22 protein-coding genes are annotated in these 26,857 nt (G+C 62.4%); 12 read left to right on the forward strand and 10 right to left on the reverse strand.

Annotated features, from left to right (window positions below; all coding sequences use genetic code 11):
- On the reverse strand, positions 1-2,024 hold a 2,024-nt coding region (locus B3H86_RS06270), incomplete at its 3' end, for a TonB-dependent receptor domain-containing protein (RefSeq protein WP_292052084.1).
- A gap of 237 nt (positions 2,025-2,261) precedes the next feature.
- Entirely contained in the window at positions 2,262-4,322 is a 2,061-nt protein-coding gene (locus B3H86_RS06275) for a TonB-dependent receptor domain-containing protein (protein WP_292052085.1), read from the reverse strand.
- Positions 4,323-4,477: 155 nt separating this feature from the next.
- Here B3H86_RS06275 and B3H86_RS06280 point away from each other — a divergent pair, with 155 nt between their 5' ends.
- Genes B3H86_RS06280 through tdh form a run of 3 tightly spaced genes read left to right on the forward strand, consistent with a single transcriptional unit; the run spans position 4,478 to position 7,607 of the window.
- Positions 4,478-5,305 carry a DUF4232 domain-containing protein gene (locus B3H86_RS06280; protein WP_292052086.1) on the forward strand — a complete coding sequence of 276 codons (828 nt, stop codon included), beginning with the start codon at positions 4,478-4,480 and terminating at the stop codon, positions 5,303-5,305.
- A 41-nt stretch (positions 5,306-5,346) separates the two neighbouring features.
- Positions 5,347-6,552: a glycine C-acetyltransferase gene (locus tag B3H86_RS06285; RefSeq protein WP_292052087.1), complete on the forward strand. Its 1,206-nt coding sequence runs from the start codon at positions 5,347-5,349 to the stop codon at positions 6,550-6,552.
- A gap of 23 nt (positions 6,553-6,575) precedes the next feature.
- Positions 6,576-7,607, forward strand: a complete 1,032-nt coding sequence (gene tdh / locus B3H86_RS06290) for an L-threonine 3-dehydrogenase (protein ID WP_349679844.1) — start codon at positions 6,576-6,578, stop codon at positions 7,605-7,607.
- A 73-nt stretch (positions 7,608-7,680) separates the two neighbouring features.
- On the opposite strand, the gene B3H86_RS06295 is transcribed toward tdh, so the two are convergent.
- Positions 7,681-8,028: a hypothetical protein gene (locus B3H86_RS06295; protein ID WP_292052089.1), complete on the reverse strand. Its 348-nt coding sequence runs from the start codon at positions 8,026-8,028 to the stop codon at positions 7,681-7,683.
- A gap of 48 nt (positions 8,029-8,076) precedes the next feature.
- Here B3H86_RS06295 and rlmJ point away from each other — a divergent pair, with 48 nt between their 5' ends.
- The 3 genes from rlmJ (at position 8,077) to B3H86_RS06310 (ending at position 12,407) form a co-directional block, all read left to right on the forward strand.
- The gene (gene rlmJ, locus B3H86_RS06300) at positions 8,077-8,895 is read left to right on the forward strand and encodes a 23S rRNA (adenine(2030)-N(6))-methyltransferase RlmJ (protein ID WP_292052090.1); all 819 of its coding nucleotides are present in this window, start codon (positions 8,077-8,079) and stop codon (positions 8,893-8,895) included.
- Positions 8,896-9,008: 113 nt separating this feature from the next.
- Positions 9,009-9,743: a glutamine amidotransferase-related protein gene (locus B3H86_RS06305; RefSeq protein WP_292052091.1), complete on the forward strand. Its 735-nt coding sequence runs from the start codon at positions 9,009-9,011 to the stop codon at positions 9,741-9,743.
- A 225-nt stretch (positions 9,744-9,968) separates the two neighbouring features.
- On the forward strand, positions 9,969-12,407 hold the full coding sequence (locus B3H86_RS06310) for a hybrid sensor histidine kinase/response regulator (RefSeq protein ID WP_292052092.1): 2,439 nt from the start codon (positions 9,969-9,971) through the stop codon (positions 12,405-12,407).
- Positions 12,408-12,552: 145 nt separating this feature from the next.
- On the opposite strand, the gene hemF is transcribed toward B3H86_RS06310, so the two are convergent.
- Positions 12,553-13,407 carry an oxygen-dependent coproporphyrinogen oxidase gene (gene hemF, locus B3H86_RS06315; RefSeq protein ID WP_409450251.1) on the reverse strand — a complete coding sequence of 285 codons (855 nt, stop codon included), beginning with the start codon at positions 13,405-13,407 and terminating at the stop codon, positions 12,553-12,555.
- Positions 13,408-13,588: 181 nt separating this feature from the next.
- On the opposite strand from hemF, the gene B3H86_RS06320 reads away from it, so the two are divergent.
- A complete protein-coding gene (locus tag B3H86_RS06320) occupies positions 13,589-14,851 on the forward strand; it encodes a dipeptidase (protein ID WP_292052094.1) in 1,263 nt (420 codons plus the stop codon).
- A gap of 130 nt (positions 14,852-14,981) precedes the next feature.
- On the opposite strand, the gene B3H86_RS06325 is transcribed toward B3H86_RS06320, so the two are convergent.
- Positions 14,982-15,437: a tRNA (cytidine(34)-2'-O)-methyltransferase gene (locus tag B3H86_RS06325; protein ID WP_292052096.1), complete on the reverse strand. Its 456-nt coding sequence runs from the start codon at positions 15,435-15,437 to the stop codon at positions 14,982-14,984.
- 203 nt (positions 15,438-15,640) lie between these two features.
- Between B3H86_RS06325 and petA the strand changes: the two genes are divergently transcribed.
- From petA to B3H86_RS06350, 5 genes are all read left to right on the forward strand, one after another.
- A complete protein-coding gene (petA, locus tag B3H86_RS06330; RefSeq protein ID WP_409450249.1) occupies positions 15,641-16,195 on the forward strand; it encodes a ubiquinol-cytochrome c reductase iron-sulfur subunit in 555 nt (184 codons plus the stop codon).
- A gap of 17 nt (positions 16,196-16,212) precedes the next feature.
- A complete protein-coding gene (locus B3H86_RS06335; protein WP_292052100.1) occupies positions 16,213-17,511 on the forward strand; it encodes a cytochrome b in 1,299 nt (432 codons plus the stop codon).
- A 5-nt stretch (positions 17,512-17,516) separates the two neighbouring features.
- A complete protein-coding gene (locus B3H86_RS06340) occupies positions 17,517-18,389 on the forward strand; it encodes a cytochrome c1 (RefSeq protein ID WP_292052102.1) in 873 nt (290 codons plus the stop codon).
- A gap of 120 nt (positions 18,390-18,509) precedes the next feature.
- Entirely contained in the window at positions 18,510-20,150 is a 1,641-nt protein-coding gene (locus tag B3H86_RS06345) for a M28 family metallopeptidase (RefSeq protein WP_292052104.1), read from the forward strand.
- Positions 20,151-20,231: 81 nt separating this feature from the next.
- Positions 20,232-21,806 carry a M28 family peptidase gene (locus B3H86_RS06350; protein ID WP_292052107.1) on the forward strand — a complete coding sequence of 525 codons (1,575 nt, stop codon included), beginning with the start codon at positions 20,232-20,234 and terminating at the stop codon, positions 21,804-21,806.
- A gap of 68 nt (positions 21,807-21,874) precedes the next feature.
- Here B3H86_RS06350 and B3H86_RS06355 read toward each other — a convergent pair whose 3' ends face one another.
- From B3H86_RS06355 to B3H86_RS06375, 5 genes are all read right to left on the reverse strand, one after another.
- Positions 21,875-23,188, reverse strand: a complete 1,314-nt coding sequence (locus tag B3H86_RS06355) for an O-acetylhomoserine aminocarboxypropyltransferase/cysteine synthase family protein (protein ID WP_422653074.1) — start codon at positions 23,186-23,188, stop codon at positions 21,875-21,877.
- 59 nt (positions 23,189-23,247) lie between these two features.
- Complete coding sequence (locus B3H86_RS06360; protein ID WP_292052110.1) at positions 23,248-24,240, reverse strand: hypothetical protein; 993 nt, start codon at positions 24,238-24,240, stop codon at positions 23,248-23,250.
- A gap of 8 nt (positions 24,241-24,248) precedes the next feature.
- Positions 24,249-25,082, reverse strand: a complete 834-nt coding sequence (locus tag B3H86_RS06365; RefSeq protein ID WP_292052112.1) for a hypothetical protein — start codon at positions 25,080-25,082, stop codon at positions 24,249-24,251.
- A 127-nt stretch (positions 25,083-25,209) separates the two neighbouring features.
- Positions 25,210-26,307 (reverse strand): redox-regulated ATPase YchF, encoded by a 1,098-nt coding sequence (gene ychF, locus B3H86_RS06370; protein WP_292052114.1) that lies wholly within the window; start codon positions 26,305-26,307, stop codon positions 25,210-25,212.
- Between the two features lie 115 nt (positions 26,308-26,422).
- Positions 26,423-26,857: copper chaperone PCu(A)C (locus B3H86_RS06375; RefSeq protein ID WP_292052116.1), on the reverse strand; the 435-nt coding region annotated here is incomplete at its 5' end.

Below are 26,857 nucleotides of genomic sequence, written 5' to 3' on the forward strand. Positions count from 1 at the left end.
GGAGGTCCACCGGCCCCCGGACCACGGCCACCCGGCGCACCGGCACCCGGACCACCGGGACGGCCTTCACCGCGCTGGCGGGCCATTGCGGCCATGTCTGGCTTGCCGAAGGCGGTCGAGAAGTTCAGACCCCAGCGGATTTCTTCCTTTAGGCTGTTCTCGAAGTTCAGCGGACGGGCGTCGATCTGGATCAGGTTGCCCGCGGCATCACGGGTGAAGCGTTCCGGCAGGGCGGCTTCGAGGTCCGGCGTGATGGTCGGGAAGGAGGCGATGACGCCGTCCGTCTCGGTGCGGGTGTAGTTGGCCGTGAGGCGCAGGTCCTTTTCCTTCAGCGGCGTCCAGTTCAAGCCCAGGCGCAGGACCGACTTGTCCTCTGCCGACAGCCCTTGGTTGCCGCCTTCCAGACGGTTGACGATCACGCTCTGGCCGGTGGCAAAGTCATAGACCGGCACGTTGGGGGTGATCAGGGTGGGATCGTTCAGCTGGGCCATCGACGGGGCCGACTGTTCATCCGCATAGGAGGCGGTGAAGGTCAGGGCGTCGATCGGCGAATAATTGAGGCCGACGGTCCATTTGTTCAGGCCGCCAAAGTCCGACAGGTCTTCCAGCTGGACGTTCAGGTTGGCCGACAGTTCGCCCAGCTTGCCGATGCCTTCCATGTCACGGTTGAACAGCGGCAAGTTGAAATTGCCCGACGCGCTGAAGCGGTCACGCGACAGGCTGCGGTCGGTAAACACACCGCTGCGCAGGTTTTCGGCTTCCTGTTTCTGTGTATCGAAACCGGCCTTGAAGGTGGTGTTCAGCGCGCCCGCGGGGCCTTGCCACAGGGCACCGTTGATCACGCCCTCGACATTGGCCGAGGTGTTGATCGACTTGGACACATCGTCCGGATTGAAGGGCAGAACCGACAGGTCGCCGAACGGATCAACCGTACCGTCACGCACGCCGGCGCTGAAGGCGGTGCTGTTCAGCCCGCGCATGGTGGTGGTCTCGGTCTCGCTGCGCTTGACGCCGCCGCTGACCGTCCAGCGCCAGTCACCGACATAGCCGTCGGCCAGGGCATTGATGTTCGCCGTCAGGCTGTCGCTGTCACGCGACAGGGGACCTGCCGATCCGAGGAAGCGCTGGACGCGCACATCGTCGGCATAGGGCGAGAAGGGGCTGGAAGCAGGCAGGGTGACCGTAACGCCCGGCAGGCCCAGATAGGACAGGCGGTTGTTCTGCTGCACATTGCCGCTGATCGTCAGGCCGATGCCGTTTTCTAGATCGCGCTTGTAAGAGCCGCTGACCTCATAGCCGCGGCGGCGCGGGTTCATCGTCTGATAGGCCACCAGTTCTTCGGGGGTAGCGCCAATTCCGCCGACTTCGCGCACGATGTCGCGCTCGGTTTCATACAGCGGACTGTCGGCCTGATATTCGAGGTCCAGCGTCCAGCGCTGGGTGCCGCCGATGCGCACGATATTGGTCTCAAGCTCGCTTTGGGTGCGGCCGCCTTCGAACGGGCGCTTGGTCTGTGCCTGGACCGCGACCGAGCGGAAGTTTTCCTTCAGCACGAAGTTCACCACGCGCTGGTCGGCGGTATAGCCGTACGACAGGGCGGTTTCTTCCGGCAGGATTTCGGTGCGCTCGATGGCTTCGGGCGGGATGCCGCGGATTTCCTGGAAGCCCGAAATGCGGCGACCGTTGACGAGGAACACAGGCGAGCCACCGCGCGACGAACGGGTCAGCGGCTCCAGCAGGGTCATCAGTTCTTCGATGGTGCCTGCGCCATAGGCCTTGAGCTGTTCGGCGTCCAGAACCGCTTCGGGTTCATAGCCGCCCAGAGCCGCGCCGCGACGCGAGGTGGTCACAGCCTCCAGCGTCCCGAGGTCGAAGGCATCATCATCGACGCTCTGGGATGATTGCTGGACGGGAGCGTGCGCGGGCGTCGGCGTTTGCTGCGTGGCAGTAGGTGCAATCGCGGCAGAAGCGGTGGCTTCCGGCGAAATCGAGGCCAAGGCTAGCAGAAGGGTTACGGGCGACATAGCAGTCCTGAAGGTTTCCGAAGCACAGGGGAGGCGAACGGTCTAATGGTTGATCCGTGCCTAGAAGTGCGACGGTGAACGTGACCTGAACCACGTTCATGATGTGGGCTGTTGTTATATGTTCGGCACGCGCATGGAGTTCATGTGAATGCCGTTTTCAGGCCTTTGAACGCCAGAAGGGGCGAAATCCGTCGATTTCGCCCCTTCTTTTTCGTCAATCCGACAGTGGGTGTGACTTTAGAAACGCACCCTCACGCCAGCGGTGACACCACGCCCACGCATGGGCGCGCGGTCACCGAGGAAGGAGGCGTGGCTCCAGGCTTTTTCGTCCAGCAGGTTGGTGCCGCGCAGATAGATTTCGGCGTCGGTCGTATCGCCGAGTTCGAAACCATAGGCCACGGTCGCGCTCAGCAGGTCGTAACTGGGTGTTTTGGCCTCGTAGTCGGCGATCTTTGTTTGCTCGAAGACATGGGTGTAATCCAGCTTACCCGACCACGGGCCCTTGAAGCCGGACAGGCGCGCCCCGAGACGACCCGCCGGAATGCGCGGCAGGTTGCCGCCATCATCCAGCTTGGCACGGACATAATCACCATAGACGGTCGCCTTCAGACCCGGAGCCAGCTGCGCGCTCAGCTCGGCATCGATGCCGGTGAATTTGGCATCGGCCTGTTCGTAGCGGATCAGGCGGAAGTCTTCGTAGCGGTCCAGCGTATTGGCGAAGATGTAGTCCTGATAGTCGTAGTGATAGACGCTGATCAGACCCGTCACCGGACCTTCCAGCTTGCGCAGTGTCAGCTCGGCCGAGTGGACCGTTTCGAGATCGAGATTGGCCGTGCCGATCTCATAGGTGTTGGTGGCCAGGTGAACACCGCGCGCGAACAGTTCCTGTGACGTCGGGGCGCGCTGCGAGCGGGCCAGTGACAGACCCAGCGTCCACTGCGGCTGGAAATGCCACAGTGCAGAGGCCGAAACCGAGAGCGGGTCGTGATCGACCGAGGTGCCACCGATGCGGGCGGTTTCCACCCATTCCTTGCGGATGGCCGCTTCGAGGTGCCACAGGCCGGTCTCGTACTCTTCCATCAGGAACAGGCCGGTGGCCTGGGTCTCGGTCGGGCTCAGATAGGATTCCACGCCAACAGCACCGAAATCGGACTTGCTGACCTGAACGCCCGCCACGCCGCGCAGGCCCATCCATTCGCTGTGCTGGACCTCGAGGCGACCGTCGTAGCCTTTATTGCTGAAGGTGGTCAGGACAGAGCCTTCTTCCACCTCCTTGTGTTCGTAATCCGTATAGCCCGCACGCAGGCGGACGCGCTCGATACCCTGGATCGGGTTGCGCCATTCACCGCGCACATCGACACGCTGGCTCAGCAGGCGGACCTGCGGCGCGGCATGGTCGTGGTCGTGATCATGGTCGTGACCGTGGTCATCGTCGTCGTCATGGTCGTGACCGTGGCCTCCACAATGCAGGCTGGTGCCGTGCGGGTGGCACGAGGCGAATTCCTCGCTGTGGCCCGCAAGACCATAGGTGCTTTTCTGCTGGGTGAAGGCGGCGCCGAGATACCCGTTCTCGCCGATCCACGAGGCACCGACCGTGCCGGTGAAGGTGTTGTTATAGCTGCCGTCGAGGCGCTTTTCGTCGCTGTCGGGAATGCGGTAGTCGTCCGTGCGGCGACCCACGGCCTCAAGCCGGAAGGCCAGCTGGCCCGCACCGACCGTCACGCCGACAACGCCGGCGTCCTCGTTATCGACGCTGCCGTGGCGGTATTCGATGACGCCTTCACCGCCATTTTCGGGGATACGGGTCGGGATCTTCTTGTCCAGCAGGTTGACGGCACCGCCGATGGCACCGCCGCCGTACAGCAGGGCCGACGGACCGCGCAGGATTTCCACGCCTTCCATCAACAGGGGATCACCCGAAACCGCGTGATCCGGCGACACTTCCGAGGCGTCGATCAGGCCTGCGCCTTCGCTCAGCACCTTCACGCGCGGGCTGGTCTGGCCCCGGATGACCGGACGGCTGGCACCGCCGCCAAAGGCATCGGAGTTGACGCCCGGCAGGCTGCTGAGGCTGTCGCCCAGGGTGGAGGTACGGCGCTGGACGAAATCCTGACCGCTCAGAAGGGAGACGTGGGATGCAATGTCGTCACCCGAGCGGCCCAGTGGCAGGGCGCGGACCACAACTTCCTCAACCTCGGTGATGTGATCGTGCGGGTCGGCGGATTGCGATTGGGCCTGGGCGGCCCCTGCAACGAGCGACAGGACAGATACGGAAACAAGCAAGGATTTAGTCGTCATCAAAACCACCACAAGATCAGATGACGGAAGCGATATGTTATAAAATATCACTTCGCAACCCGATTACGGCGATTTAATCATTGGAGCCGCCGCCCATGTGTCGCGTTTACATCGCCAGCGGATGTGCCAGCGGCACCACAAAGGCGGGAAATGCAATGCGTATTGTGAAGGTCGGCTTGATCATGCCCTTGTTGGTGGCGTGCCAGCAGGAGCCTGTGCCCCAGGACGCGGGGGCGGGTCTAAAACTTGATGCCGCGCTGGCAAGCCAGTCTTTCGAATATGCCTGCGGGCGTGGTCAGACCCTGACGGTCAGTTACGATCAGGGCGGCATTGCCCATATGGTTCTGGATGGCGAAGAGCTTAGCTTGCCAGCCCGTCAGGCCGAGCGCGGCGCGGCCTATGGCAATGGCAAGGTCACATGGACCCTGGTCAATGCCGATGACCGTGAAGTCGGTACGCTGGAGAATGCTGATGGTGTGGTGACGCAGTGCGCACGCCGCGCCAATACAGCCGCACCGGCACCCACACTGACGGCCTGCCGTGCCGAGCAGCTGCAGGCGACGGCGGGAGAAATCGACGCGGGTATGGGCCATCGCCACCTGCCTGTCACGCTGACGGTGAAGGGGACAACCGGGTGTCTGCTGCCGAAATGGCCCGAGGTGTCGCTGGTGCAGGATGCCGGTAAGCCCCTGAAGGTCGAGCGCACCACCGACAGCTATTTTGCCTCGGTCGATGGCCGTGACCGTATCGAGCTTCAACCGAGCAAGTCGGTACAGTTCTATCTCGGGTGGTCTGTGATACCGAACGAGGCCGCGGGTGAGACCGAATGTCCCGCCGTTTCGGGGTGGACCATAAAGGCTCCGGGCGGTGGTACACTGCCGACACTTCCCGCCCAGGCAACGGCCTGTGGCGGGAAGATCAATGTATCGGCCTTTACCGACAGCGCGGCAAACGGGGAAGCAGGACCCAAGACCACGCAATAAAAAGGGTTTAATCCTGCGAAAATTCATCGTAGCGAGCAAACATGACCCAATCTGCGAATCCTGCATTCTACGAACGTGTTTCTGCCGAACTGGCTGACATCGACGCACAGGGCCTGACCAAGCCCGAGCGCGTGATCGCCTCGCGCCAAGGGCCGGTGATCTCGGTCAATGGCCGCGACGTGCTGAACTTCTGCGCGAACAACTATCTGGGCCTTGCCGGTGACGAGCGCGTCACCCAGGCCGGTATCAAGGCGCAGGAAAAGTGGGGTGCGGGTACCGCATCGGTCCGCTTCATCTGCGGCACGCTGGAAATCCACAAGGAGCTGGAGCGGGCCATTGCCGACTATCTCGGCTTTGAGGACACCATCCTGTTCGCCGCCGCGTTCGACGCCAATGGCGGCATCTTCGAGCCTTTGTTCGGGGCCGAGGACGCGATTGTCTCGGACAGCCTCAACCACGCCTCGATCATCGACGGCGTGCGCCTGTGCAAGGCCAAGCGTTACCGCTTCGCCAACTCGGACATGGCCGACCTTGAGGCGCAACTGAAACAGGCCCGTGCCGACGGTGCGCGCGATATCATCATTGCCACCGACGGTGCGTTTTCGATGGACGGCTACATCGGCAAGCTGGACGAGATCCGTAAGCTGGCCGATCAGTACCAAGCCCTGATCATGGTCGATGACTGCCACGCCACGGGCTTCCTGGGTCCGAAAGGCCGCGGCTCGTTCGCGCACAACGGCGTGAAGGTCGATTTCGTCACCGGCACCTTCGGCAAGGCGCTGGGCGGGGCGATGGGCGGCTTTATCTGCGCCAACGCCAATGTGGTGGCCCTGCTGAAGCAGCGGGCACGGCCTTACCTGTTCTCGAACGCGCTGGCCCCGTCGGTCTGCGGCTCGTCGCTGGAAGCCATCCGCATCGCCGCAGGTGAAGAGGGCGACAAGCTGCGCGAGCAGCTGTTCGCCAACGCCCAGCGTTTCCGCACCAAGATGGCCGAGGCCGGTTTCGACCTGCTGCCGGGCGAGCATCCGATCATTCCGGTCATGCTGGGCGATGCCAAGCTGGCGCAGGACATGGCGGCCCGCCTGCTGGAACTGGGCGTCTATGTGATCGGCTTTTCGTTCCCCGTCGTACCGCGCGGTCAGGCCCGCATCCGTACCCAGATGTCGGCGGCCCACACCTTTGAACAGATCGACCGTGCGGTCGAAGCCTTCACCCAAGCGGGTAAGGAACTGGGAGTTATCAAATGACCGGAACTATTCCTACTGGCACCATGCAGGCGCTGGCCAAGACCCAGCCGGCTGAGGGTCTGGAACAGATCACCGCCCCGATCCCGGAAATGGGACCGGAAGATGTGCTGATCAAAGTGCGCCGCACCGCCGTTTGCGGCACCGACATCCACATCTGGAACTGGGACGAGTGGTCGCAAAAGAATGTGCCCGTTCCCATGATCACGGGCCACGAGTTCGCCGGTGACATCGTCGCCATCGGTGCCGAGGTGGACCGTCCGCTGAAAATCGGCCAGCGCGTTTCGGCCGAAGGTCACGTCATCGACCTGAACTCCGAAGCGGCCCGCGCCGGACATTTCCACCTCGACCCGCACACGCGCGGCATCGGCGTGAACCGTCAGGGCTGCTTTGCCGAATACGTTGTGGCTCCGGCTTTCAACGTGATCGAGCTGCCGGATGACGTGCCGTACGAGATCGGCTCCATCCTCGACCCGTTCGGCAATGCCGTTCACACCGCACAGCAGTTCGACCTGCTGGGCGAGGACGTGCTGGTTACGGGTGCAGGCCCGATCGGCGTCATGGCCGCCGCCGTGGCCCGTCATGCGGGTGCGCGCACCGTGGTGCTGACCGACATCAACGACTTCCGTCTGGAACTGGCGCAAAAGGTGGTGCCGGGCGTTCGCACCGTGAACACCACCAAGGAAGACCTGCATGATGTGATGAAGGAGCTGGGCCTCAAGGTCGGTTTCGACGTGGCGCTGGAAATGTCGGGCTCGCCGATTGCCTTCAAGCAATGCGTGGACACCCTCATCATGGGTGGCGGTCTGGCGCTGCTGGGTATCCCGTCCAAGCCGACCGAGACCGACTGGGGCCAGATCATCCTCAAGGCCATCAACATCAAGGGCGTCTATGGCCGCGAGATGTTCACCACCTGGCGCAAGATGCTGGGCCTGCTGAAGGCGGGTCTGGACCTGACCCCGCTGATCACCCACCAGATGCACTACAGCGAGTTCCGCGAAGGCTTCGAGGCGATGAAGTCCGGCCAGTCCGGCAAGGTCGTCCTCAACTGGGACTAAGAACTAAAGAACCCCGCCGGAAACGGCGGGGTTTTCATTTTCGTGGTTCCTTCCCCCCTCAAGAGGGAGGGATTTAGATCTCGAAGGCTCTCAACCGCTCCCTCAGCGGCGCGATCCAGTCCTGCGCCGCATCGCCGCCCCACAGGTGCCACGCGATATAGCCCGCCGAGGGTTTGGTCGGGTGGCCCCAGAACTTGCCGCGTTTATCGACGGCATGGCGGGCGAACCAAGCGTTCATGGTGATGATGTCGCGGTCGCTGACGCGTTCGCCTCGACTGAGGCGCAGGGCGCGGTTCAGGCCCACTTCGGTGCCGCCGCGCTTGTGTTCGCGTCGCAGGGCGATGCCATAGTTTGCGGCCTCGATCACGGCGTCGGGCGGGGTGCGTTCCTCGTCGGTGATGGAGGGGTGATCGATGAACATCGACGGTTTTCCTTGACCTTGGCCCCGCGTCGGGAGACGAGCGCCTTTATGAACTATCGTCACAGCTTCCACGCCGGAAATTTCGCCGACCTTGTCAAACACGCGCTGGTGCTGTGGCTGGTGAAACAGATGCAGGCCAAGGGCCCGCTGCATGTGCTGGATACCCATGCGGGTGCAGGCTTGTACGATCTGTCGGGCGATGCGGTTCGATCCAAGGAAGCCGAGGCGGGCGTGGCGCGTCTGATGGACGCGGCCAACCGTCCGCCGCTGATCGAGGCGCTGGCCGCCGAGGTCGCCGCCTTCAATCCGCAGGGCGGGGTGCGTTACTATCCCGGCTCGCCGCTGCTGATCGCGCGGGCGCTGGAAAAGGGCGGCACTTATCGCGGGTTCGAGCTGAATCCTCAGGTCAAACCCCTGCTGGACGAGGCGCTGGCCCAATATTCGAACGCTCACGGTTTCGAGGGCGATGGCTATGACCTGACCACCATCGCCGCGCTGAAGGTGCAGGGGCCGCTGATCCTGATTGATCCGCCGTTCGAGCGGGGGGATGACTATATCCGCTCGGCCGAAACCGCCGCCCGCATCGTCAAGCGCGATCCCAAGGCGGTGGTGGCCATCTGGACCCCGCTGAAGGACATGGAAACCTTCGACGGCTTCATCCGCCGTCTGGAAGAGGCCAAGGCCCCGAACGTGGTCGTGGCCGAGGCGCGACTGCGCCCGCTGACCAACCCGATGAAGATGAACGGCTGCACCATGACGGTGGTGAATGCCCCCGACGGCACCGACGCCGCCGCACGCGAAATCTGCGGATGGGTGGCGGCCAGCCTTGGCGAGGAAAAGGCCAAGGCCGAAATCTGGAGCCTGTAAGGCTTTAGGATTTCTGACGAAGGTGACAGCTTTCCTGCGGGTTTGGCCCATTGCCAATCGCCTGTCGGACAGTCAGTGTCAGCGGCTCCAGTGCGTACCAGACGAAGCCGCCGATGAAGCCTATCGCCATCCTTGAGACGGGTTACCCGCCCGAAGCCCTGCGCGACAGTTTTGATGACTATCCGGCCCGCTTCCGCGCCCTTCTGGGCGAGGACGCCAAGACGGTGCGTTTCGACGTACAGCAGGGACATCTGCCGGACAATCCGTCGGACTATGCGGGCTGCATCGTCACCGGATCGGCGGCGGGGGTGTATGAGGACCATTTCTGGATTCCACTGCTGGTGGATTGGCTGCGGGCCGCGCGGGGAAAGACGCGCCTTTTGGGCATCTGCTTCGGCCATCAGGTGATCGCCCACGCCTTTGGCGGGCGGGTCGAAAAATCCGACAAGGGATGGGGCGTGGGGCTGCACCGCTATGACGTGCTAACCCGCGAGGACTGGATGCACCCGCGTTCCGACAGCATCGCCATTCCCGTCTCGCATCAGGATCAGGTGGTCGCCATTCCCGACGACGCCCGCGTGGTCGCCCGCTGCGACTTCACGCCTTTTGCGGGTCTGGCCTATGGCGATGACGACGCCATCAGCTTCCAGTGCCACCCCGAGTTCCAGCCCGCCTATGCCGCGGCCCTGACCGAGCTGCGGCGCGGCACCCGCATTGCCGACGAATTGGTGGACGAGGCGCTGGAAAGCCTGAAACGCCCCAATGACCGCTCCGTGCTGACGGCATGGGTGCGGGCCTATCTGCTGCTGACACCACCGCCGGTCGAGGGCGACGGCTCGGGGATTTGATCTTCGCTAAGGCTTGGGAAACCTCAGTGTCGGATAAGCTTTGCAGGGGCGCTCCGGTGTAGGGAGTTTTGACCCCGGGGGGTTGAAGTGTTCGACGTTAGGTCCGGCCAAAAACCTGTGCCCGCAGGCAAGTGGGGCGCATGGGTATTTGCAGGTATTCTGGGAGCTCTGTGTGCTGTTTCTCCGGTCGAGGCGTCGAACCGGAATCAAACAGGCCTTGGCCGTATGAGCGTTTCGGCGCAGCAGACTGAACGTCTGCTCCAGTATGTCGAGAAACGGGCCTCATCGACCACTTTCGGTGAGCTTGATGCCTTTGGCCGCGCGGCCAGCGTCCAGTACACCGAGGACGGTCTGCGGCGTCTGCAGCACGTCTACAATGTGTATATCAACAATGGCGAGACCGAGCGGGCCGGCTACTGGAACCGTCACATCAGCACCAATGCCGAGCGTATCGGCAGCAAACGCTATCAGACCATTGCACAGCTGAACGCGGCCCTGATCGCCTATGAGGAGGGCGATACAGATCAGGCGGCCCATATGCGGCGCGTGATGGACCATACCTCGGACTGGTACGTGCGGCTGATGGCGGTGCGCTATTATTCCATCACCCGTTTCGACACCCATCAGGTGGGCGAGGGACTCAAGCTGCTGTCTATGGTGCAGGCCCAGATTCCCGAAGGCGATGCCGAGACGGAAGCCGCACAGGCGGGCGTGTGGGAGATGATCGGGATCGGCCTGATGTCCCTGCATGATGTGCAGGGGGCGACCGATGCCTTTTCCCGCTACGAGATGGAATATAGCCAGGTGGACTGGCCGCGACCGGATTTCGACACCGTTTATAATCTGGGCGGAATGGCCATCTCGATGGGGGATGCCGAAACGGGCCAGCGCTATTTCGAGGTTCATGACCGATTGGCACGTCGGGCGGACTTGCACGGACTGGTGGCCCATAATGCCCTGATGTGTGCCCGCCTTGCGCGGGTGAAGGATGACATGCAGGGCATTCTGGCCTGTCTGGCCGATCACGAAACCCTGCTGGCGGGCGATGTCTATCTCCAGCAGCGGGCATGGCCCCTGCTGGTCATCGCCATGTCCAGACAGTCCCGGCTGGCCCAGGCCGAGGCCCTTTACCGCCGTTGGGATGCGATCAAGCCTGATCTCGTTGGCGGTGGCGTATGGAATTTGGGGGTGAGCGCCCAGGCCGAACTGGCTTTTGCACGAGGCGAGTACGGCAAGGCCATGCGCCTGATGCGCGAGTATTCGAGGCTGAATGCCCTTAACGATGCGCGGGCCTATAGCGACGGTATCAACCAGGTGACGCAGGACATGCAGCAACAGCTGACCCAGCGTCGTCACCAGTTGACCATCGAACAGGCGAACGTGCGCTTGCAGGCGGCCATGATCCGCGCCCAGACCTGGATCGTGGGGGTGACGCTGTTCTTTCTGATCTGCGGCACTGTGTTTGCGATCTGGCTGTGGGTGCAGGCGCGCGAACTGCGAAAAGCCCGCCAGAGAGCCGAGGAGGCCAGCACCGCCAAGACGCGTTTCCTGGCCAATATGAGCCATGAAATCCGCACGCCCCTGAATGGCGTGATCGCGATGGCCGATGCCTTGGCACAGCGCTCTCTTGGACGCGAGGAACGCGAGCTGGTCGATATCATCCGTTCGTCCGGCGGTACGCTGGAGCGGCTGCTCAGCGACATTCTGGACAGCGCGCGTATTGAATCGGGCGAACTCATCCTCGAATCCGCACCGTTCGATCTGCCGGCCATGCTGGGCGAGATCGTCGAGCTGTGGAGCGCGCGCGCCGAGGCCAAGGGCGTCAGGATCGATCTCGTGTGCGGTGACGGTCTGGCTGACAGGGTGATGGGGGATGTCGTCCGCCTGCGTCAGGTCTTGAACAACCTTGTCTCCAACGCGCTCAAATTCACGGACGGGGGCACGGTGACGCTGGAAGCCCTGCGTGCGCAGTCTGACCGCGTATATTTCTGCGTGACCGATACCGGTGTCGGATTTGACGACGAGGTGCGACAGCGGATTTTCGCCCGCTTCCAGCAGGCCGATGAATCCATCACCCGCCGCTATGGCGGATCAGGGTTGGGGTTAAATATTTCCCAGGAACTGATAAATATGATGGGTGGCCAGATGGATTGCGCCAGCATACCGGGACATGGCGCAAAATTCTGGTTTGAACTTAAGCTGCCCCGTGTTCAAACTGAGCCATCAGTCGCAGAAAAGAGGGACTTGATGGCGGACCATTCGGTCGAAACGTCTACGGGTCTGGGGTTGAGGGTACTGTTGGCAGACGATCACGCTGCCAACCGCAAGGTCGTCGAGGTTTTGCTGGCTCCGCTGGATGTAGAGATTGTCTCTGTGGTGGACGGCCAGCAGGCGCTTGACGCCTTTGTGGAAGACCATTTCGATCTGGTGCTGATGGATATGCAGATGCCGGTGATGGATGGTGTGAGCGCCACGCGCAGACTGCGTGAAATCGAAAAGCGTGATGGCCGTATCCATACGCCCATCGTCATGCTCACGGCCAATGCTATGGCCGAACATATCGAGGCCAGCCTGGCGGCGGGTGCCGATGCGCACCTGACCAAGCCGTTGACCGTGAAATCTTTGATGAATGCGATCAACAGCGTGCTGGACGTCGCAGCCTGATAAAAAAGCCCGCTCCAACATGTAGCGGGCTTTACTGTTTCCGGGCGGTTGAGGCCTGAGGGGCCCTTTCACCTGCATTCCGGTTTTGTAGTTACGTGGCCCAACGGCCACTTCACCGGCATCCCGGCTTTGTGGTTACGTGGCCTTACGGCCACTTCACTACGGGAGGCATCGACGACAGGATCGACTCCGTGTTTCCGCCGGTCTTGAGGCCGAACATGGTGCCGCGGTCGTACAGCAGGTTGAACTCGACGTAGCGGCCACGACGGATCAGCTGCTCCTCGCGCTGTTCCTCGGTCCACGGCTCGTTCATGCGGCCCGCGACGATGTCGGTGTAGACCTTCAGGAAGTTCTTGCCGACATCCTGGGTGAAGGCGAAGTCCTTCTCGAAATCACCGGTGTTGTGGTGGTCGTAGAAGATACCGCCCGTGCCGCGCGGCTCGTTGCGGTGGGGCAGGAAGAAGTACTCGTCGCACCACTTCTTGTACTTGGGATAGTATTCCGGATCGTGGCGGTCGCAGGCGTCCTTCATGGCCGCGTGGAAGGCGATCGTGTCGGGGTGGTCGTCACGACGGTCGGCATCCAGCACCGGCGTCAGGTCGCCGCCGCCACCGAACCAGCTTTCAGTGGTGGCGATGAAGCGGGTGTTCATGTGAACCGCGGGAACGTTCGGATTCACCGGATGGCAGATCAGGCTGATACCGGTGGCGAAGAAGCGCGGGTCCTCGGCGGCACCGGGGACGTTCTTGGCATAGTCGGCCGGAAACTCGCCGAACACGGTCGAGCAGTGGACGCCGACCTTTTCGAACAGGCGCCCCGTCATCATACCCATGACGCCACCGCCGCCAGCGGGGCGGTCCCACGGGGTACGCACGAAACGGCCTGGCTCGCCTTGGTACAGGTCCGAAGGTGCGGCGTCTTCCAGCGCCTCGAATCCGGCATGGATCTGATCGCGCAGCGTCTCAAACCAGACGCGTGCGCGCTCGCGCCGTTCGATCATCAGTTCGGGAGTAATTTCGGTCATAGGGGCTTCAACCACGATCATGGCTCGGTGAACAGTCCGAGGATGTGCAGGCTAATGCCGCACGGCGAAGGTTTTGCCCTTGATCTGGATCAGACCCGTTCCCCAAACCGCAATCCTGTGCCAGCGTGCGCTCCAGTATTTGCACGAGGGGGGTGCGATGTTCCGCAAAACGATCCTGGCCGCAGCCGCAGTGGCTGCCTTCACCGCTACCACGCCGGTCATGGCCCAGACGGGGGATGCCGCCACCGAGGCGCGTGTGCGCCAGATCCTGCGCCGCACCCCGCTGATCGACGGCCACAACGACCTGCCGTGGGCCATCCGTCAGGGCTATGGCAATGATGTGCATGGGGTGGACCTGACAACGGACCTGTCGATGAGCACCCGTCTGCACACCGATATCCCGCGCCTGCGCGAAGGCGGCGTCGGTGCCCAGTTCTGGTCGGTCTATGTTTCGGCCAACATGACCCAGCTTGAGGCGGCAAAGGCAACTTTCGAACAGATCGACACGGTCAAACGCATCATCGGCGCCCACCCGCAGACCTTCGAGATCGCCACCACCGCCGACGACATCGTCCGCATCCACCGTCAGGGCAAGATCGCCAGCCTGATCGGCATGGAAGGCGGTTATTCCATCGATGACAGCCTCGGCCTGCTGCGTGAATTCCGCCGTGCCGGCGCGCTGTACATGACGCTGACGCACTCCAAATCGACCAACTGGGCCGATGCGGGTACCGATGCGCCCAAATGGGGCGGCCTGAACGCCTTTGGCGAGGAAGTCGTCAAGGAAATGAACCGCATCGGCATGATGGTGGACCTGAGCCACGTCTCGCCGGACACCATGCGCGATGCCCTGCGGGTGACCGAAGCGCCGGTGATCTTCTCGCACTCGTCGGCTCTGGGGGTAACGGCACACCCGCGCAATGTTCCCGATGACGTGCTGGCGGCGATGAAGGACAACGGCGGTATCGTCATGGTAACCTTCGTGCCCGGCTTCATCAGCGAACAGGTGCGCGAGTGGAGTTCTTTGCGTGCCGCCGAGGATGCTCGGTTGAAGAGCCTGCATCCGGGTGATCCCGATCGCGTGAAGCGAGAGCTGGACCAGTGGATGTCCGCACATCCGATCCCGCGCGCAACGCTTCAGGATGTGGTCGCCCATATCCAGTACGTCCGCGACAAGGCCGGGATCGATCACGTGGGTTTGGGCGGCGACTTCGACGGCGTGGACAGCCTGCCGGTCGGTGTCGAGGCGGTCGATGCCTATCCGCGCATTCTGGCCGAGCTGATGAAGCGCGGCTGGACCGAAGCCGACATCCGCAAGCTGTCGGGCGAGAACATGCTGCGCGTCATGCGCCGCGTCGAAGCGGTCGCGGCGGCAAAGCAGAGCGAACGTCCGAACCTGTCGCGTCTTCCGGCGAACTGACGTCAGCGAATCGCGACAGATATGAAAATGGCGGCGGAGCGGTTGACCCGCCCGCCGCCTTCTTCGTCCGACCGGCGGAGAAAAATAATAAACAGGGATTCGACGCAGCCGCGACCGCGTCAGGCATTCGTTATCCGTGGTTGAAATGACCGGTCTGGCGAAGCCCTTCCCAGAGGGTGATGCCTGCCGTCACTGACAGGTTCAGCGAGCGGGCGTTGGCTTCCAGCGGGATGATGATCCGCTCGTCGGCAGCGGCGTGGACATAGTCCGGCGCGCCCGCACTTTCCTTGCCGAACAATAGGATATCATCGTCCTGAAAGGAAAATTCGGCCATCGAGGTGGCCCCCTTGGTCGTCATCAGCAGCAGACGGCCCTGCGGCTTGTCACGCAGGAAATCGTCCCAGCTGGCATGACGGATCATGTGGGAGAGGGGGCCGTAATCCAGCGCGGCGCGCTTCATGGCACGGTCGTCAAAAGTGAATCCGGTGGGCTCGATCACGTGCAATTCGACGCCGAAACAGGCGCTGAGACGGATACATGCCCCCACATTCTGTGGGATATCTGGTTGAAAAAGGGCGAGACGCATTCTAGAGCCCAACATACGCGCGGGAGAGGGCCTTGTCGTGTCTTTTGTTGCGACCGTTTCTCAAGTTGTGTCTACAGCTTGTCATGGGGTGGTCTTAACCAAGGCATGATGGCAAAGCTTTGTTCTTCCGCTAGTGACGGTTCATGCCGACTGCACGCCTCGCAGCAATGCGGGGGGCTGATCGGATTGCAGAGGTGAGACGCGTGGCCGAATCGGTCGTGAATCCTGAGGGCCCAGAAGGCCAGAACGGTGGTGGCGAAGCCACGCGCCGTGACTTCATCCATATCGCTGCCGGCGCTGCCGCGGCGGGCGCAGGCGTTATGATCGCCTGGCCGCTTATCAATCAGATGAGCCCGGCGGCTGACACCCTGGCCTTGGCATCGATCGAATTCGATCTGTCCAAGGTGCAGGAAGGCCAGCAGGTCGTCATCAAATGGCAGGGCAAGCCGGTGTTCGTGCGTTACCGCACTCCGGCCGAACTGGCCAAGGTCAAGGAAGAGGGCGCCGTCGGCTCCCCGCCGGAAACCGACGAACAGCGCACCAAGGAAGGCCACGAGAAATATCTCGTCGTCATCGGTTCGTGCACCCACCTGGGTTGCGTGCCGACCTTCAACGCCGGTGAATACGGCGGTTGGTTCTGCCCGTGCCACGGCTCGCACTACGACGCCTCGGGCCGTATCCGTAAGGGTCCGGCACCGCTGAACCTCGTCGTGCCGAACTATGAATACCTGTCCGACACCCGCGTGAAGATCGGCTGAGGACGGAGACAGGACCCATGAGCAATCACGAATCCACTTACGTCCCCAAGACGAAGATCGAGCAGTGGCTGGATACCCGCCTGCCGATCGTCCGCTTTGGCATGGACTACGCCAATCTGCCGACCCCGCGTAACCTCAACTACTGGTGGACCTTCGGCGGCATTCTGGCCATCTGCCTGATGACCCAGATCATCACCGGTATCGTTCTGGTGATGCACTACACCCCGCACATCGACCTGGCCTTCGCCTCGGTCGAGCGCATCATGCGCGACGTGCCGGGCGGCTGGCTGATCCGTTACGTACACGCCAACGGCGCGTCGATGTTCTTCATCGCCGTCTACCTGCACATGCTGCGTGGCCTGTACTATGGCTCGTACAAGGCACCGCGCGAAATGATCTGGATCATCGGCTGCGTGATCTTCTTCCTGATGATCGCCACCGCCTTCCTCGGCTACGTCCTGCCGTGGGGCCAGATGTCGTTCTGGGGTGCCGAGGTCATCACCAACCTGATCGGTGCCATCCCGGTCATCGGCGAGCCGGTCCTGGTGTGGCTGCGCGGTGGCCCGGCCATCGACAACGCGACCCTGAACCGCTTCTTCTCGCTGCACTACCTGCTGCCGTTCGTTATCGCCGGCTGCGTCGTGCTGCACCTGTGGGCCCTTCACGCTGCCGGTCAGAACAACCCGGTCGGCATCCTGATCCCGAAGGACCGCGAGAAGAAAGACACCCTGCCGTTCCACCCGTACTTCACGGTCAAGGACGGTTTCGCGATCATCCTGTTCCTGATCCTGTTCGCCGTGTTCGTGTTCTACAACCCGAACGCCCTGGGCCACGCCGACAACTACATCCCGGCCAACCCGCTGCAGACCCCGGCCCATATCGTGCCGGAGTGGTACATGCTGCCGTTCTACGCCATCCTGCGCGCCGTGCCGGACAAGTTCGGCGGTGTGGTTGCGATGTTCGCCGCGATCGGTGTGCTGTTCGTCCTGCCGTGGCTTGATACGTCCAAGGTGCGCTCCATGCGCTACCGTCCGACGATGAAGACCTTCTTCATCATCTTCCTGTTCGTCTGCTTCGGCCTCGGCTGGTGCGGCGCGCAGCTGCCGGACGCTCCGGTTGTTCCGGGTATGCCGAGCTTCAACCTGATCGACGGCCAGCTGAACTCCTACCTGTGGCTGACCCGTCTGCTGACGGCCTACTACTTCGTATTCTTCCTCGTCCTGATGCCGCTTATCGGCCTCAAGGAGAAGCCGCTGCCGATCCCGGCGACGATTTCGGAGCCTGTGCTCCCGACGACCGAAGCTGAGAAGGCCTGAGCCCGATGAGCAAAGAGAATAAGATCGTGTCTTTCCGTAAGATCCTCGTCTCGGCCATTGCGGCTGCGGGTATCGTGGCTGTGGCATCACCGGCGCTGGCCGCCGGTGGTGGCAAGCATCCGCGTGACGGTGGCTTCAGCTTCAACGGCCCGTTCGGCACCTTCGACCAAGGTCAGCTGCAACGCGGCTACAAGGTCTATCGTGAAGTTTGCGCGTCCTGCCACGGTATGGACCACCTGCACTTCCGTAACCTTGGCGACAAGCACGGCCCGTTCTGGAATCCGAAATACCCGAACCCGAACGACAACCCTGTCGTGAAGGCTCTGGCCAAGGAAATCCAGGTCGCGGACATCGACTCCGAAACCGGCGAAGCCATCATGCGTGACGCCACCACGGCCGACCGCTTCCCGAACCCGTATCCGAACGCTACGGCGGCGGCTGCGGCCAACGGTGGTGCGGCTCCGCCCGACCTGTCGGTGATGGCCAAGGCCCGTCACGACGGCGCCAATTACATCTACTCGCTGCTGTCGGGTTATGTGGCTCCGCCCAAGGGTCTGAAGATGGCTCCGGGTCAGAACTACAACCCGTACATGCCTGGCGATCTGACCCCGTTCTGGGAAGGCGAAGGCCATGCCCCTCCGGGCGGCTTCATCGCCATGCCGAACCCGCTTCAGGCCGGTCAGGTAACCTATGACGATGGCACCGAGGCCACCGTCGACCAGATGTCGAAGGACGTCGCGGCCTTCATCATGTGGGCATCGGAGCCCAAGATGGTGGAGCGCAAGCAAACTGGTTTCGGCGTGATGATCTTCCTGATCCTCTTCGCCGGCATCACCTATGCCTCGTACCGCAAGATCTGGAAGGGTGTGGCGCACTAAGCCCCCGTTCAGGTGAAAAGATTGCCCCGTCAGCCCTAAGGTTGGCGGGGTTTTTCTTTGCTCTGCCAGACAACTGCCCTTAACGTCCCTCCATCGTATTCCAGTGGAGGGTAGGGCGACATGCGCCTGTTTACGACCGTAGCTGCTGTGGCTTTGACGACGGCCCTGATGGCGGGAACCGCAATGGCCCAGACGGCTTTCGACACCAACCGCATCTCCGAAGATATCCGGATACTGTCCGACGACAGCTTCGAAGGGCGCGGCATTGCCACTCGGGCCGAGCAAAAGGTCATCGACTATCTGAGCGCGGGCTTTGCCGCTGCGGGTTTCGCTCCGGGTGGCGAGAATGGCGGCTGGACGCAGGCCGTGACCCTGAACCGCATCGCCTCGTCGAATGTTCAGGCCTCGCTCAAGCAGGGCGGAGAGGTCATGCCGCTGACACAGGGGCAGGAGGTGACAATCTCCTCGCGTCTGCCGGGCAATGGTGTGGACCTGAAGGACGTGCCTCTGGTTTTCGTCGGTTACGGGGTCAACGCACCCGAGCGTAACTGGAACGATTTCAAGGTCGATGTGCGCGGCAAGATCATTGTGGTGCTGGTCAATGACCCAGACTTCGAAGAGCCGGAGCTGAACACCTTCGGCGGCAAGGCCATGACCTATTACGGGCGCTGGACCTACAAATACGAGGAAGCGGCCCGTCAGGGCGCAGCCGGGGTGTTGATCGTCCACGAGACGGCCCCCGCGGCCTATGGCTGGACCACCGTGGTCAATTCCTGGACCGTGCCGCAGTTCGATATCGTTCGCGAAAATCCCGCAGCCGAGCGTGTGCCGGTCGAGGCATGGATACAGCGCGATGTCGCCGAGAAACTGTTCGCCGCAGCCGGTGTCGATTTCGAAGAGCAGAAGCGCCTGGCCCGCCGCGCGGACTTCCAGCCGGTGGACCTCAAGGCGACGATGGATGTCCGTTTTGACCAGGCCTCAGAGCAGATCGTGACGCACAACGTCGTGGCCCGTCTGGAAGGCTCGGCCCGTCCGGCTGAAACCATCCTGTATGGCGGTCACTGGGACCATATCGGCATTGCCACGGACGAGGGCGTGAACGGCGACCGCATCTTCAACGGGGCGATTGACAATGCCTCGGGCACGGCGGCCCTGCTGGAGCTGGCGCGTCATTTCGGTCAGGGTCCGAAGCCTGAACGCTCCATCGTCATGGTGGCCTTCACCGCAGAGGAATCCGGCCTGTTGGGTTCGGAATACTATGCGGCCAATCCGCTCTATCCGCTGGAAACCACGGTGGCCGGTTTCAATATCGATGCCGCCAATGTCTATGGCCGCAAGGACAAGCTGAACATCACCGGCTATGGCCATTCGGATCTGGATGACCGGCTGGTGCAAATCGCGACGGCGCAGGGCCGGGGCATCGTGCCGGATGCCGGTGCGGCTGCGGGCATCTATTTCCGCTCTGACCACTTCCCGCTGGTCCGTCGCGGTGTGCCGATGGCCTACATCAACTCGACGGGCGACTTCATCGACGCACCGATCGAGCCGCGCGTCGCGATGGCGGCGGAATACAGCCGTACCGGCTACCACCAGGTCGCTGACGAGTGGAGAGCGGACTGGGACCTGCGCGGCATGGTTCAGGACATGGATGTCGTCTACGAGGCGGGCAAGGCGCTGGCCAATTCTACAGAATGGCCGCAATGGAAACCCACGTCCGAATTCGCTGCTGTGCGTGCAAGCTCAGAGGCGCAACGCCGATAGGCTATAGGATTTTCGGGAGGGCGGTTTGTGGAGGCCGCCTTCCACCTGCAACACCTGCAGGGTTTTTTCAGGAGGGGCCGGATGGCCAAGCATTTCCTACGCGGGGCGGCGCTTGCCGCACTCGTCTTTATATCGGCACCGGCCTTTGCGCAGGACTTTTCGGCGCAGACACTGTCCGAGAAAATCCGCGTCATCAGCGCCGACGACTTCCAGGGCCGCAAGCCGGGCACCGTCGGTGAGGAAAAGACACTCGCCTGGCTGCAGGCCGAGTACGAAGCGATGGGACTGCAACCGGGCGGACCGAACGGCCAGTGGTTGCAGACCATCGAGGTGCTGCGTTTGACGCCCAAGGCTGAAGCCGTGGTTTCGACGACTGTGTCCGGTCAGGCGTCTACGGTCGCGGCGGCAGACGGTCTGATTGTCCGCGCCATCAACAGCGCAGGTCTGGCCGCTGTCGAAAATGCGCCTGTGGTCTTTGCCGGTTACGGCATCACTGCGCCCGAGCGCGAGTGGGACGACTATGGCGACATCGACGTGACCGGCAAGGTCGTGGTCGTTATGTCCGGCTCTCCGAGCTTCGGCAGCCAGTACCGTCGTTTCTACGCTCAGGAAGCCTATAAGGCCGATGAAGCCTTCCGTCGCGGCGCGGTGGGCGTCATCACTGTGCAGTCGGATTTCTCGCGCACGCTGGCCCGCAACGGCCGCCAGCAAACGCTAAGCCCGGGTTCTGCCGAGCTGCAGTTCAAGGGGTGGCTGTCGGGTGAGCTGGCCAAGAGCTGGGGCATCGGTACTGCCGAGGAAGAGACGCTGGAAAGCGGTGCATTCAAGGCCCGCGCCCTGAACGTCACCGTCTCGGTGAAGGCCGAGGAAGAAAAGGATATCCTGTCCACCAGCAATCTGATCGCACGCCTGCCGGGGACCGAATTCCCGGACGAGACGATCATCTTCAGCGCCCACTGGGATCACGTCGGCACCAACGACCATCCGGGCGACAACATCTTCAACGGTGCGTGGGACAATGCCTCGGGCACCGTCGGTGTCGTGGAAATGGCGCGCCAGTTCGCCAAGAACGGTCCGTCCAAGCGCACGGTCGTGTTCCTGCATGCCACCGCCGAGGAAATGGGCCTGCTGGGGGCTTATGGCTATACAGCCGATCCGGTCTATCCGCTGGAAACCACGGTAGCGGACATCAACATCGACATGCTGCCGCTGTCGGGTCCGACCCGCGATGTGCCGATCTTCGGCAAGGGTCAGAACACGCTGGAAGACATGCTGGACGTTCTGGCCAAGGCCGAGGGACGCTATGTGTCCGATGACGGCCAGCCGGAGCAGGGCTTCTACTACCGTTCGGACCACTTCCCGTTCGCCCGCGCGGGGGTTCCGGCCCTGATGCCGTGGCACGGTGTCGATTTCGTTGACGGAGGCGTCGAGACAGGCAAGGCCGCATGGCAGGAACGTTTCGGCCGTGTCTATCACCGCCCCAGCGATGAGTGGTCGGAAGATCTGGACTTCACCTCGGCGGTCGAGAACCTGACCCTGCTGTACCGTCTGGGCCGCGAACTGGCCGACAGCCGCGTGTGGCCGACGTGGAAGCCGGAATCCGAGTTCGGACAGGTCCGCGCCCGCTCCGAAACGGCCCGCGCCGACCGGCGCTGATCACGGCCTGAAACAAAGAAGCCCTCCGCCGGACTGGCGGAGGGCTTTTTCGTGCCTGCGATGCGGGCTTAGACGACAGCCAGAGCCTGTTCGAGGTCGGCGATCAGGTCGTCGATATGTTCGATACCGACCGACAGGCGCACCGTGTCCTCGGTCACGCCCGCACGCTTCAGCTCTTCGGGAGAGAGCTGGCGGTGGGTGGTCGAGGCGGGGTGGCAGACCAGCGACTTGGCATCGCCGATGTTCACAAGACGGGTGAACAGTTTCACCGCGTCCTGGAAGCGGGCACCGGCCTCGCGGCCACCCTTGACGCCAAAGGTCAGCAGGCCCGACGCCTTGCCGCCGAAATACTTCTGGATCAGCGGGTTGGACGGGTGGTCCGTAAGACCCGCATAGTTGACCCATTCGACCTTGGGGTGAACCTTGAGCCAATAGGCGATGGCGGTGGCGTTCTCGACGTGGCGGTCCATGCGAAGCGCCAGCGTTTCCAGCCCCTGCAGGATCAGGAAGCTGTTGAACGGCGAGATGGCCGCGCCCGTGTTGCGCAGCAGGACCGTCCGCACCCGCCCGATAAACGCAGCCGGACCCAGCGCCTCGGTATAGACCACGCCGTGATAGCTGATTTCCGGCTCGTTCAGACGGCGGAACCGGGCCTTGTGTTCGGCCCACGGGAAGTTGCCGCTGTCCACGATAGCCCCACCGATCGAGGTGCCGTGACCGCCGATGTATTTGGTCAGGGAGTGGATGACGATGTCCGCGCCATGTTCGATGGGGCGGGTCAGGTATGGCGTCGGCACGGTGTTGTCGACGATCAGCGGCAGGCCCGCGGCGTGCGCCGCATCGGCCAGCGCCTTGAAGTCCACCACATTGCCCAGCGGATTGCCGATGGATTCGCAGAAGACGGCCTTGGTGCGGTCATCGGTATTGGCGGCGATGGCGGCGGGATCATCGGCATCGATGAAGCGCACCTCGATGCCGTACTGGGGCAGGGTGTGGGCGAACAGGTTGTAGGTGCCGCCATACAGGGTGCTGGTGGCGATGATGTTGTCGCCGGCTTCTGCGATGGTCAGGATAGCATAGGTGATGGCCGCTTGACCCGAGGCCACCGTCAGGGCCGCGATGCCGCCCTCCAGCGCCGCGATGCGCTTTTCCAGCACATCCGACGTCGGGTTCATGATGCGGGTGTAGATGTTGCCCGGCACCNNCACCTTCAGGTCGAACAGGTCGGCCCCGTGCTGGGTGTCTTCAAAGGCGTAGCTGGTGGTTTGATAGATCGGCACCGCGACGGACTTGGTCGTCGGATCGGGCGAATATCCGGCGTGGATCGCCAGAGTGTCGAACTTCAAGGACAAGAGGACCTCCCCATAAGGATAGGCAGGCAAAATAACAGGGTCACCCGAAGGATGACCCTGTAGAAAACGTCGCTCTTTATACAGAATCTCTAAATATCGCCGCGGGCTTGCAGGATCTGTAGCAAGGATTCAAACGACAGCCTCGGTATGGGAGGCATGAGTGAGGCTTCGCCGGTCGGATAACCGGATAGCAGCTTCATCACGACAGTGCCGTCGGCATTGGCCCGCTCCACCTCGATAGAAATGCCGCTGGGGTGTTCGGTTTTGCCTTTTCCATTCTCGTCCAGTGCGACGGGGATAGAGAACAGCTTGTCCATTCCGGCCGGATCGACAAGGCGCGCGTAGAGCAGAGACGAGCTTGGTTGGGCGGCCTGTGGGCCTACACCGGCGATGACATCGAATGACACAGCCCCCTTGGTGATAATGCCGTCTGCATTGACGGAGCCAAAGATTGGCGCGTCATAGCGGATGGCTACCTGCTCGACATAGTCCAGTTGACCGCCGGCGATATAGCTGGCCTTGCCGCGCGCCCGCTCTACTGTGCCAAGAGTGGTAGCGATGAAGCGGGAGTGGCGGATGGATGAGCTCCAACCGGGGTTCTCGCGCAGTTCGTCAAAGGTGCCGTCACCATCGGTATCGTTGTAGCAGTAGAAATCGGTCGGCCTGTTCCACGCCGGAAAGCCCGCCGTGTTGCGCCAGCACCACCACTCTTTGTCGCCAACAAGATACTTCCACAGGGATGCACCTGCGGGGCCGTATTTGTTGGCGTTGTTAACCGGCGTGGTGATGGTCACGAACTGGGCCGGAGAAATGTCCTGTGAGGATATGATCTGGCCGTGGTCGACGGTGCGGAACTCAGTGTCGGGTGTGACTGCGGTTCGTACAAGGACAAGCGGTTGAGGCACGGTGACCAAGATGGTTGGCCGGGCTTCGCTTGGGGCCGCTTCGCTATCAGCGTCCTGAAGGGCGGCCAGATCGGAATCATCCGTGGTTTCGGTGATTTGCGCACTTGTCGGTGCAGTTGCGGCTTCGGGCGCGGTTTGCAGGGCCAGAGCCAGTGCAATGGCGGAATAAACAGTCATGCGCGTTCTCAGCCCGGAATGAGGATTGGGGTGTAGGTGGTCGAGACACTCATGGTCGCGCGATAGATCATGCCCTCTTCAGGCGTTTTGAGGATGCGATAGCGGATATTGCCATTCTCGTCGGTGGAGAGGATTTCGATCTCAAGCCCCATCAGGTTCATGCGGGTTGGACCGTCGGGGGTCAAGCGGGCGCGGGCGGCCAGTCCGCGTATAGGAATGTGGCCTACGGCCTCGTCGGGGCGAAAGCCAGCGCGCAGATAGATGTTACCGTCGCGGTAATCGCGCTTGGTCTGAAACGCATAGATGGTCATGTCCATCGACGGCCCATCATTGACGTCGATCGGCGTATATGGAGCAGGGGTCGCCAAGGCGATGCGGTTGCCTGTCTCGAACACGAACAGTGGCACGCGCATGAAGGGCGCACCCGAGCGCATTACGCTCTCGAAACGACCATCCTTGTCGGCGTCCTCGAAACAGACGAACTGATCAGTCGTCCACCAGCGGGCGCTAGATTCCGCGACCGCGCAATAGGCCCAGCCCGATGTCGTGTGGATGCCAAACATCTTCGTGCCCGCAGGCAGCATCTTGGCCAGCGCAAAACCCGAGGGCGTATCGGTGTCCATGTCCAGCTTGGCCGCGCGCATGGTGGTGGTACGAAGGCGCAGGACCGGATTGGTCATGACGCTGGAGACTTCCTCGCCAATCGTCACTTCGCCCGCTGCGGGCGGATGGATGATCAGTGGCGCCGTGTCTTGCGTGCGCGTTTGGGCGGTGGCCTGAACGGCCAATGCCGAGCAGCCAGAAGCGATCACCGCGGCGATGATGCGGTTGATGGATTTCAAGAATGCCCCCTCCAGCCGCTCTTGAATGGTGCAGCTTGTGAGTCTTGTAATCTTACGGAGGGTGCAGAGCAAAGAAAAAGGCACTGCCCGAGGAGGCAGTGCCTTTTGGAATGGTGGCCTGTTCGACTTAGTTGTTGAACAGGAAGTGCATCACATCGCCGTCCTTGACGACATAGGCCTTGCCTTCGGCGCGCATCTTGCCCGCTTCCTTGGCACCCGTTTCGCCCTTGTAGGCGACGTAGTCGTCGAAGCTGATGGTTTCGCCGCGGATGAAGCCCTTTTCGAAGTCGGTGTGGATCACGCCAGCGGCTTGCGGGGCGGTGGCACCGACCGGAATGGTCCATGCACGCGCTTCCTTCGGACCCACGGTGAAATAGGTCTGCAGGCCCAGCAGCTTGTAGGCTTCGCGGATCAGGCGGTTCAGGCCCGGCTCCTCAAGGCCGAGGGTCTCGAGGAATTCAGCCGATTCCTCATCATCCAGGACGGCGATTTCAGATTCGATCTGCGCCGAGATGACGACCGAGTTGGCATTGTCCTTGGCGGCGCGTTCGGCGACCAGCTTGGACAGGTCGTTGCCCTTGTCGGCAGAGGCTTCTTCCACGTTGGCAACATAGAGCGCCGGAAGGGCGGTCAGCAGTTGCAGCATGTCCCAGGCCTTCTTGTCCTCCTTGGACACTTCGGCCAGACGCGCGGGCTTGCCTTCGCGCAGTTGCTCAAGGGCGGCGTCGATCAGCTTGAGGTTCAGCTGCGATTCCTTGTCGCCACCCTTGGCGCGCTTCTCGACCTGAACGCGGCGGCGCTCGAGGCTCTCGAGGTCGGCCAGCATCAGTTCGGTCTCGATGATTTCGAGGTCCGAGATCGGGTCGATGCGGTTTTCGACGTGGGTGATGTCGTCATCGACGAAGCAGCGGGCGACGAAGGCGATGGCGTCGCAGTCGCGGATGTTGGCCAGGAACTGGTTGCCCAGACCTTCGCCCTTCGACGCGCCACGCACCAGACCGGCCACGTCCACGAAGGTGATACGGGCCGGAATGATTTCCTTCGAACCGGCGATTTCAGCCAGCTGGTTCAAGCGGGGTTCCGGCACGGCCACGTCGCCGGTGTTCGGCTCGATGGTGCAGAACGGATAGTTTGCAGCTTGTGCCGCTGCCGTCTTGGTCAGGGCGTTGAACAGGGTGGACTTGCCCACGTTGGGCAGGCCGACGATCGCGACTTTAAGGGCCATGGTATTCCTCGTGAGCGCGTGCCTTTAGCCGTTCCGAGCCGATTTGTCAGTCCGCGCGATATATGGGGCCCTCTATAAGCGGAAAAGGGCGGTCTTTCGACCGCCCTTTGAAGGTTTATTCCTCGCCGCCGACGACGGGCGGGGTGCGGATCTGGAAGTCGACGGTCACATCCTCGGCCTTGTCGAAGTCGAGGGTGATCTTGGCGGTCTGTCCGGCGACCAGCGGAGCCTTCAGACCCATCAGCATGATGTGGTTGCCGTGGGGCTTCAGCTCGACGCGCTGGCCAGCGGGCATGGGCAGGCCGTTTTCGAGGTGGGCCATCGACATGACGCCGCCCTCTGTCTTCATCTCGTGGATCTGCGTCATGTCGGCCCCTTCGAAGGACACGCCCTTGAAGGTGTCGGTTTCAGATGCGGTCAGGATCACATAGCAGCCACCGGCCTTGGCACCGTTCGGCGTGGGGCGGCACCAGGCGTCCTCGACGGTGATGGTGCCCGCGACCGTGGTCGGGGTGACGGGGGCCGGTTGGGGGGCGGCAGGCGCGGCAGG

The sequence above is a fragment of the Brevundimonas sp. UBA5866 genome (assembly GCF_002432125.1).
Taxonomy (GTDB): Bacteria; Pseudomonadota; Alphaproteobacteria; order Caulobacterales; family Caulobacteraceae; genus Brevundimonas.

Bases quoted from the DNA above. Each gene is read 5' to 3' on its own strand.
- B3H86_RS06335 (WP_292052100.1), top strand. From the start codon at position 16,213: ATGAGCAATCACGAATCCACTTACGTCCCCAAGACGAAGATCGAGCAG.
- B3H86_RS06285 (WP_292052087.1), top strand. From the start codon at position 5,347: ATGACCCAATCTGCGAATCCTGCATTCTACGAACGTGTTTCTGCCGAA.
- B3H86_RS06350 (WP_292052107.1), top strand. From the start codon at position 20,232: ATGGCCAAGCATTTCCTACGCGGGGCGGCGCTTGCCGCACTCGTCTTT.
- B3H86_RS06320 (WP_292052094.1), top strand. From the start codon at position 13,589: ATGTTCCGCAAAACGATCCTGGCCGCAGCCGCAGTGGCTGCCTTCACC.
- B3H86_RS06280 (WP_292052086.1), top strand. From the start codon at position 4,478: ATGCGTATTGTGAAGGTCGGCTTGATCATGCCCTTGTTGGTGGCGTGC.
- ychF (WP_292052114.1), bottom strand. From the start codon at position 26,307: ATGGCCCTTAAAGTCGCGATCGTCGGCCTGCCCAACGTGGGCAAGTCC.
- B3H86_RS06340 (WP_292052102.1), top strand. From the start codon at position 17,517: ATGAGCAAAGAGAATAAGATCGTGTCTTTCCGTAAGATCCTCGTCTCG.
- B3H86_RS06295 (WP_292052089.1), bottom strand. From the start codon at position 8,028: ATGTTCATCGATCACCCCTCCATCACCGACGAGGAACGCACCCCGCCC.
- B3H86_RS06325 (WP_292052096.1), bottom strand. From the start codon at position 15,437: ATGCGTCTCGCCCTTTTTCAACCAGATATCCCACAGAATGTGGGGGCA.
- B3H86_RS06275 (WP_292052085.1), bottom strand. From the start codon at position 4,322: ATGACGACTAAATCCTTGCTTGTTTCCGTATCTGTCCTGTCGCTCGTT.
- B3H86_RS06305 (WP_292052091.1), top strand. From the start codon at position 9,009: ATGAAGCCTATCGCCATCCTTGAGACGGGTTACCCGCCCGAAGCCCTG.
- tdh (WP_349679844.1), top strand. From the start codon at position 6,576: ATGCAGGCGCTGGCCAAGACCCAGCCGGCTGAGGGTCTGGAACAGATC.
- hemF (WP_409450251.1), bottom strand. From the start codon at position 13,407: ATGATCGAACGGCGCGAGCGCGCACGCGTCTGGTTTGAGACGCTGCGC.
- B3H86_RS06360 (WP_292052110.1), bottom strand. From the start codon at position 24,240: ATGACTGTTTATTCCGCCATTGCACTGGCTCTGGCCCTGCAAACCGCG.
- B3H86_RS06310 (WP_292052092.1), top strand. From the start codon at position 9,969: ATGAGCGTTTCGGCGCAGCAGACTGAACGTCTGCTCCAGTATGTCGAG.
- B3H86_RS06345 (WP_292052104.1), top strand. From the start codon at position 18,510: ATGCGCCTGTTTACGACCGTAGCTGCTGTGGCTTTGACGACGGCCCTG.
- rlmJ (WP_292052090.1), top strand. From the start codon at position 8,077: ATGAACTATCGTCACAGCTTCCACGCCGGAAATTTCGCCGACCTTGTC.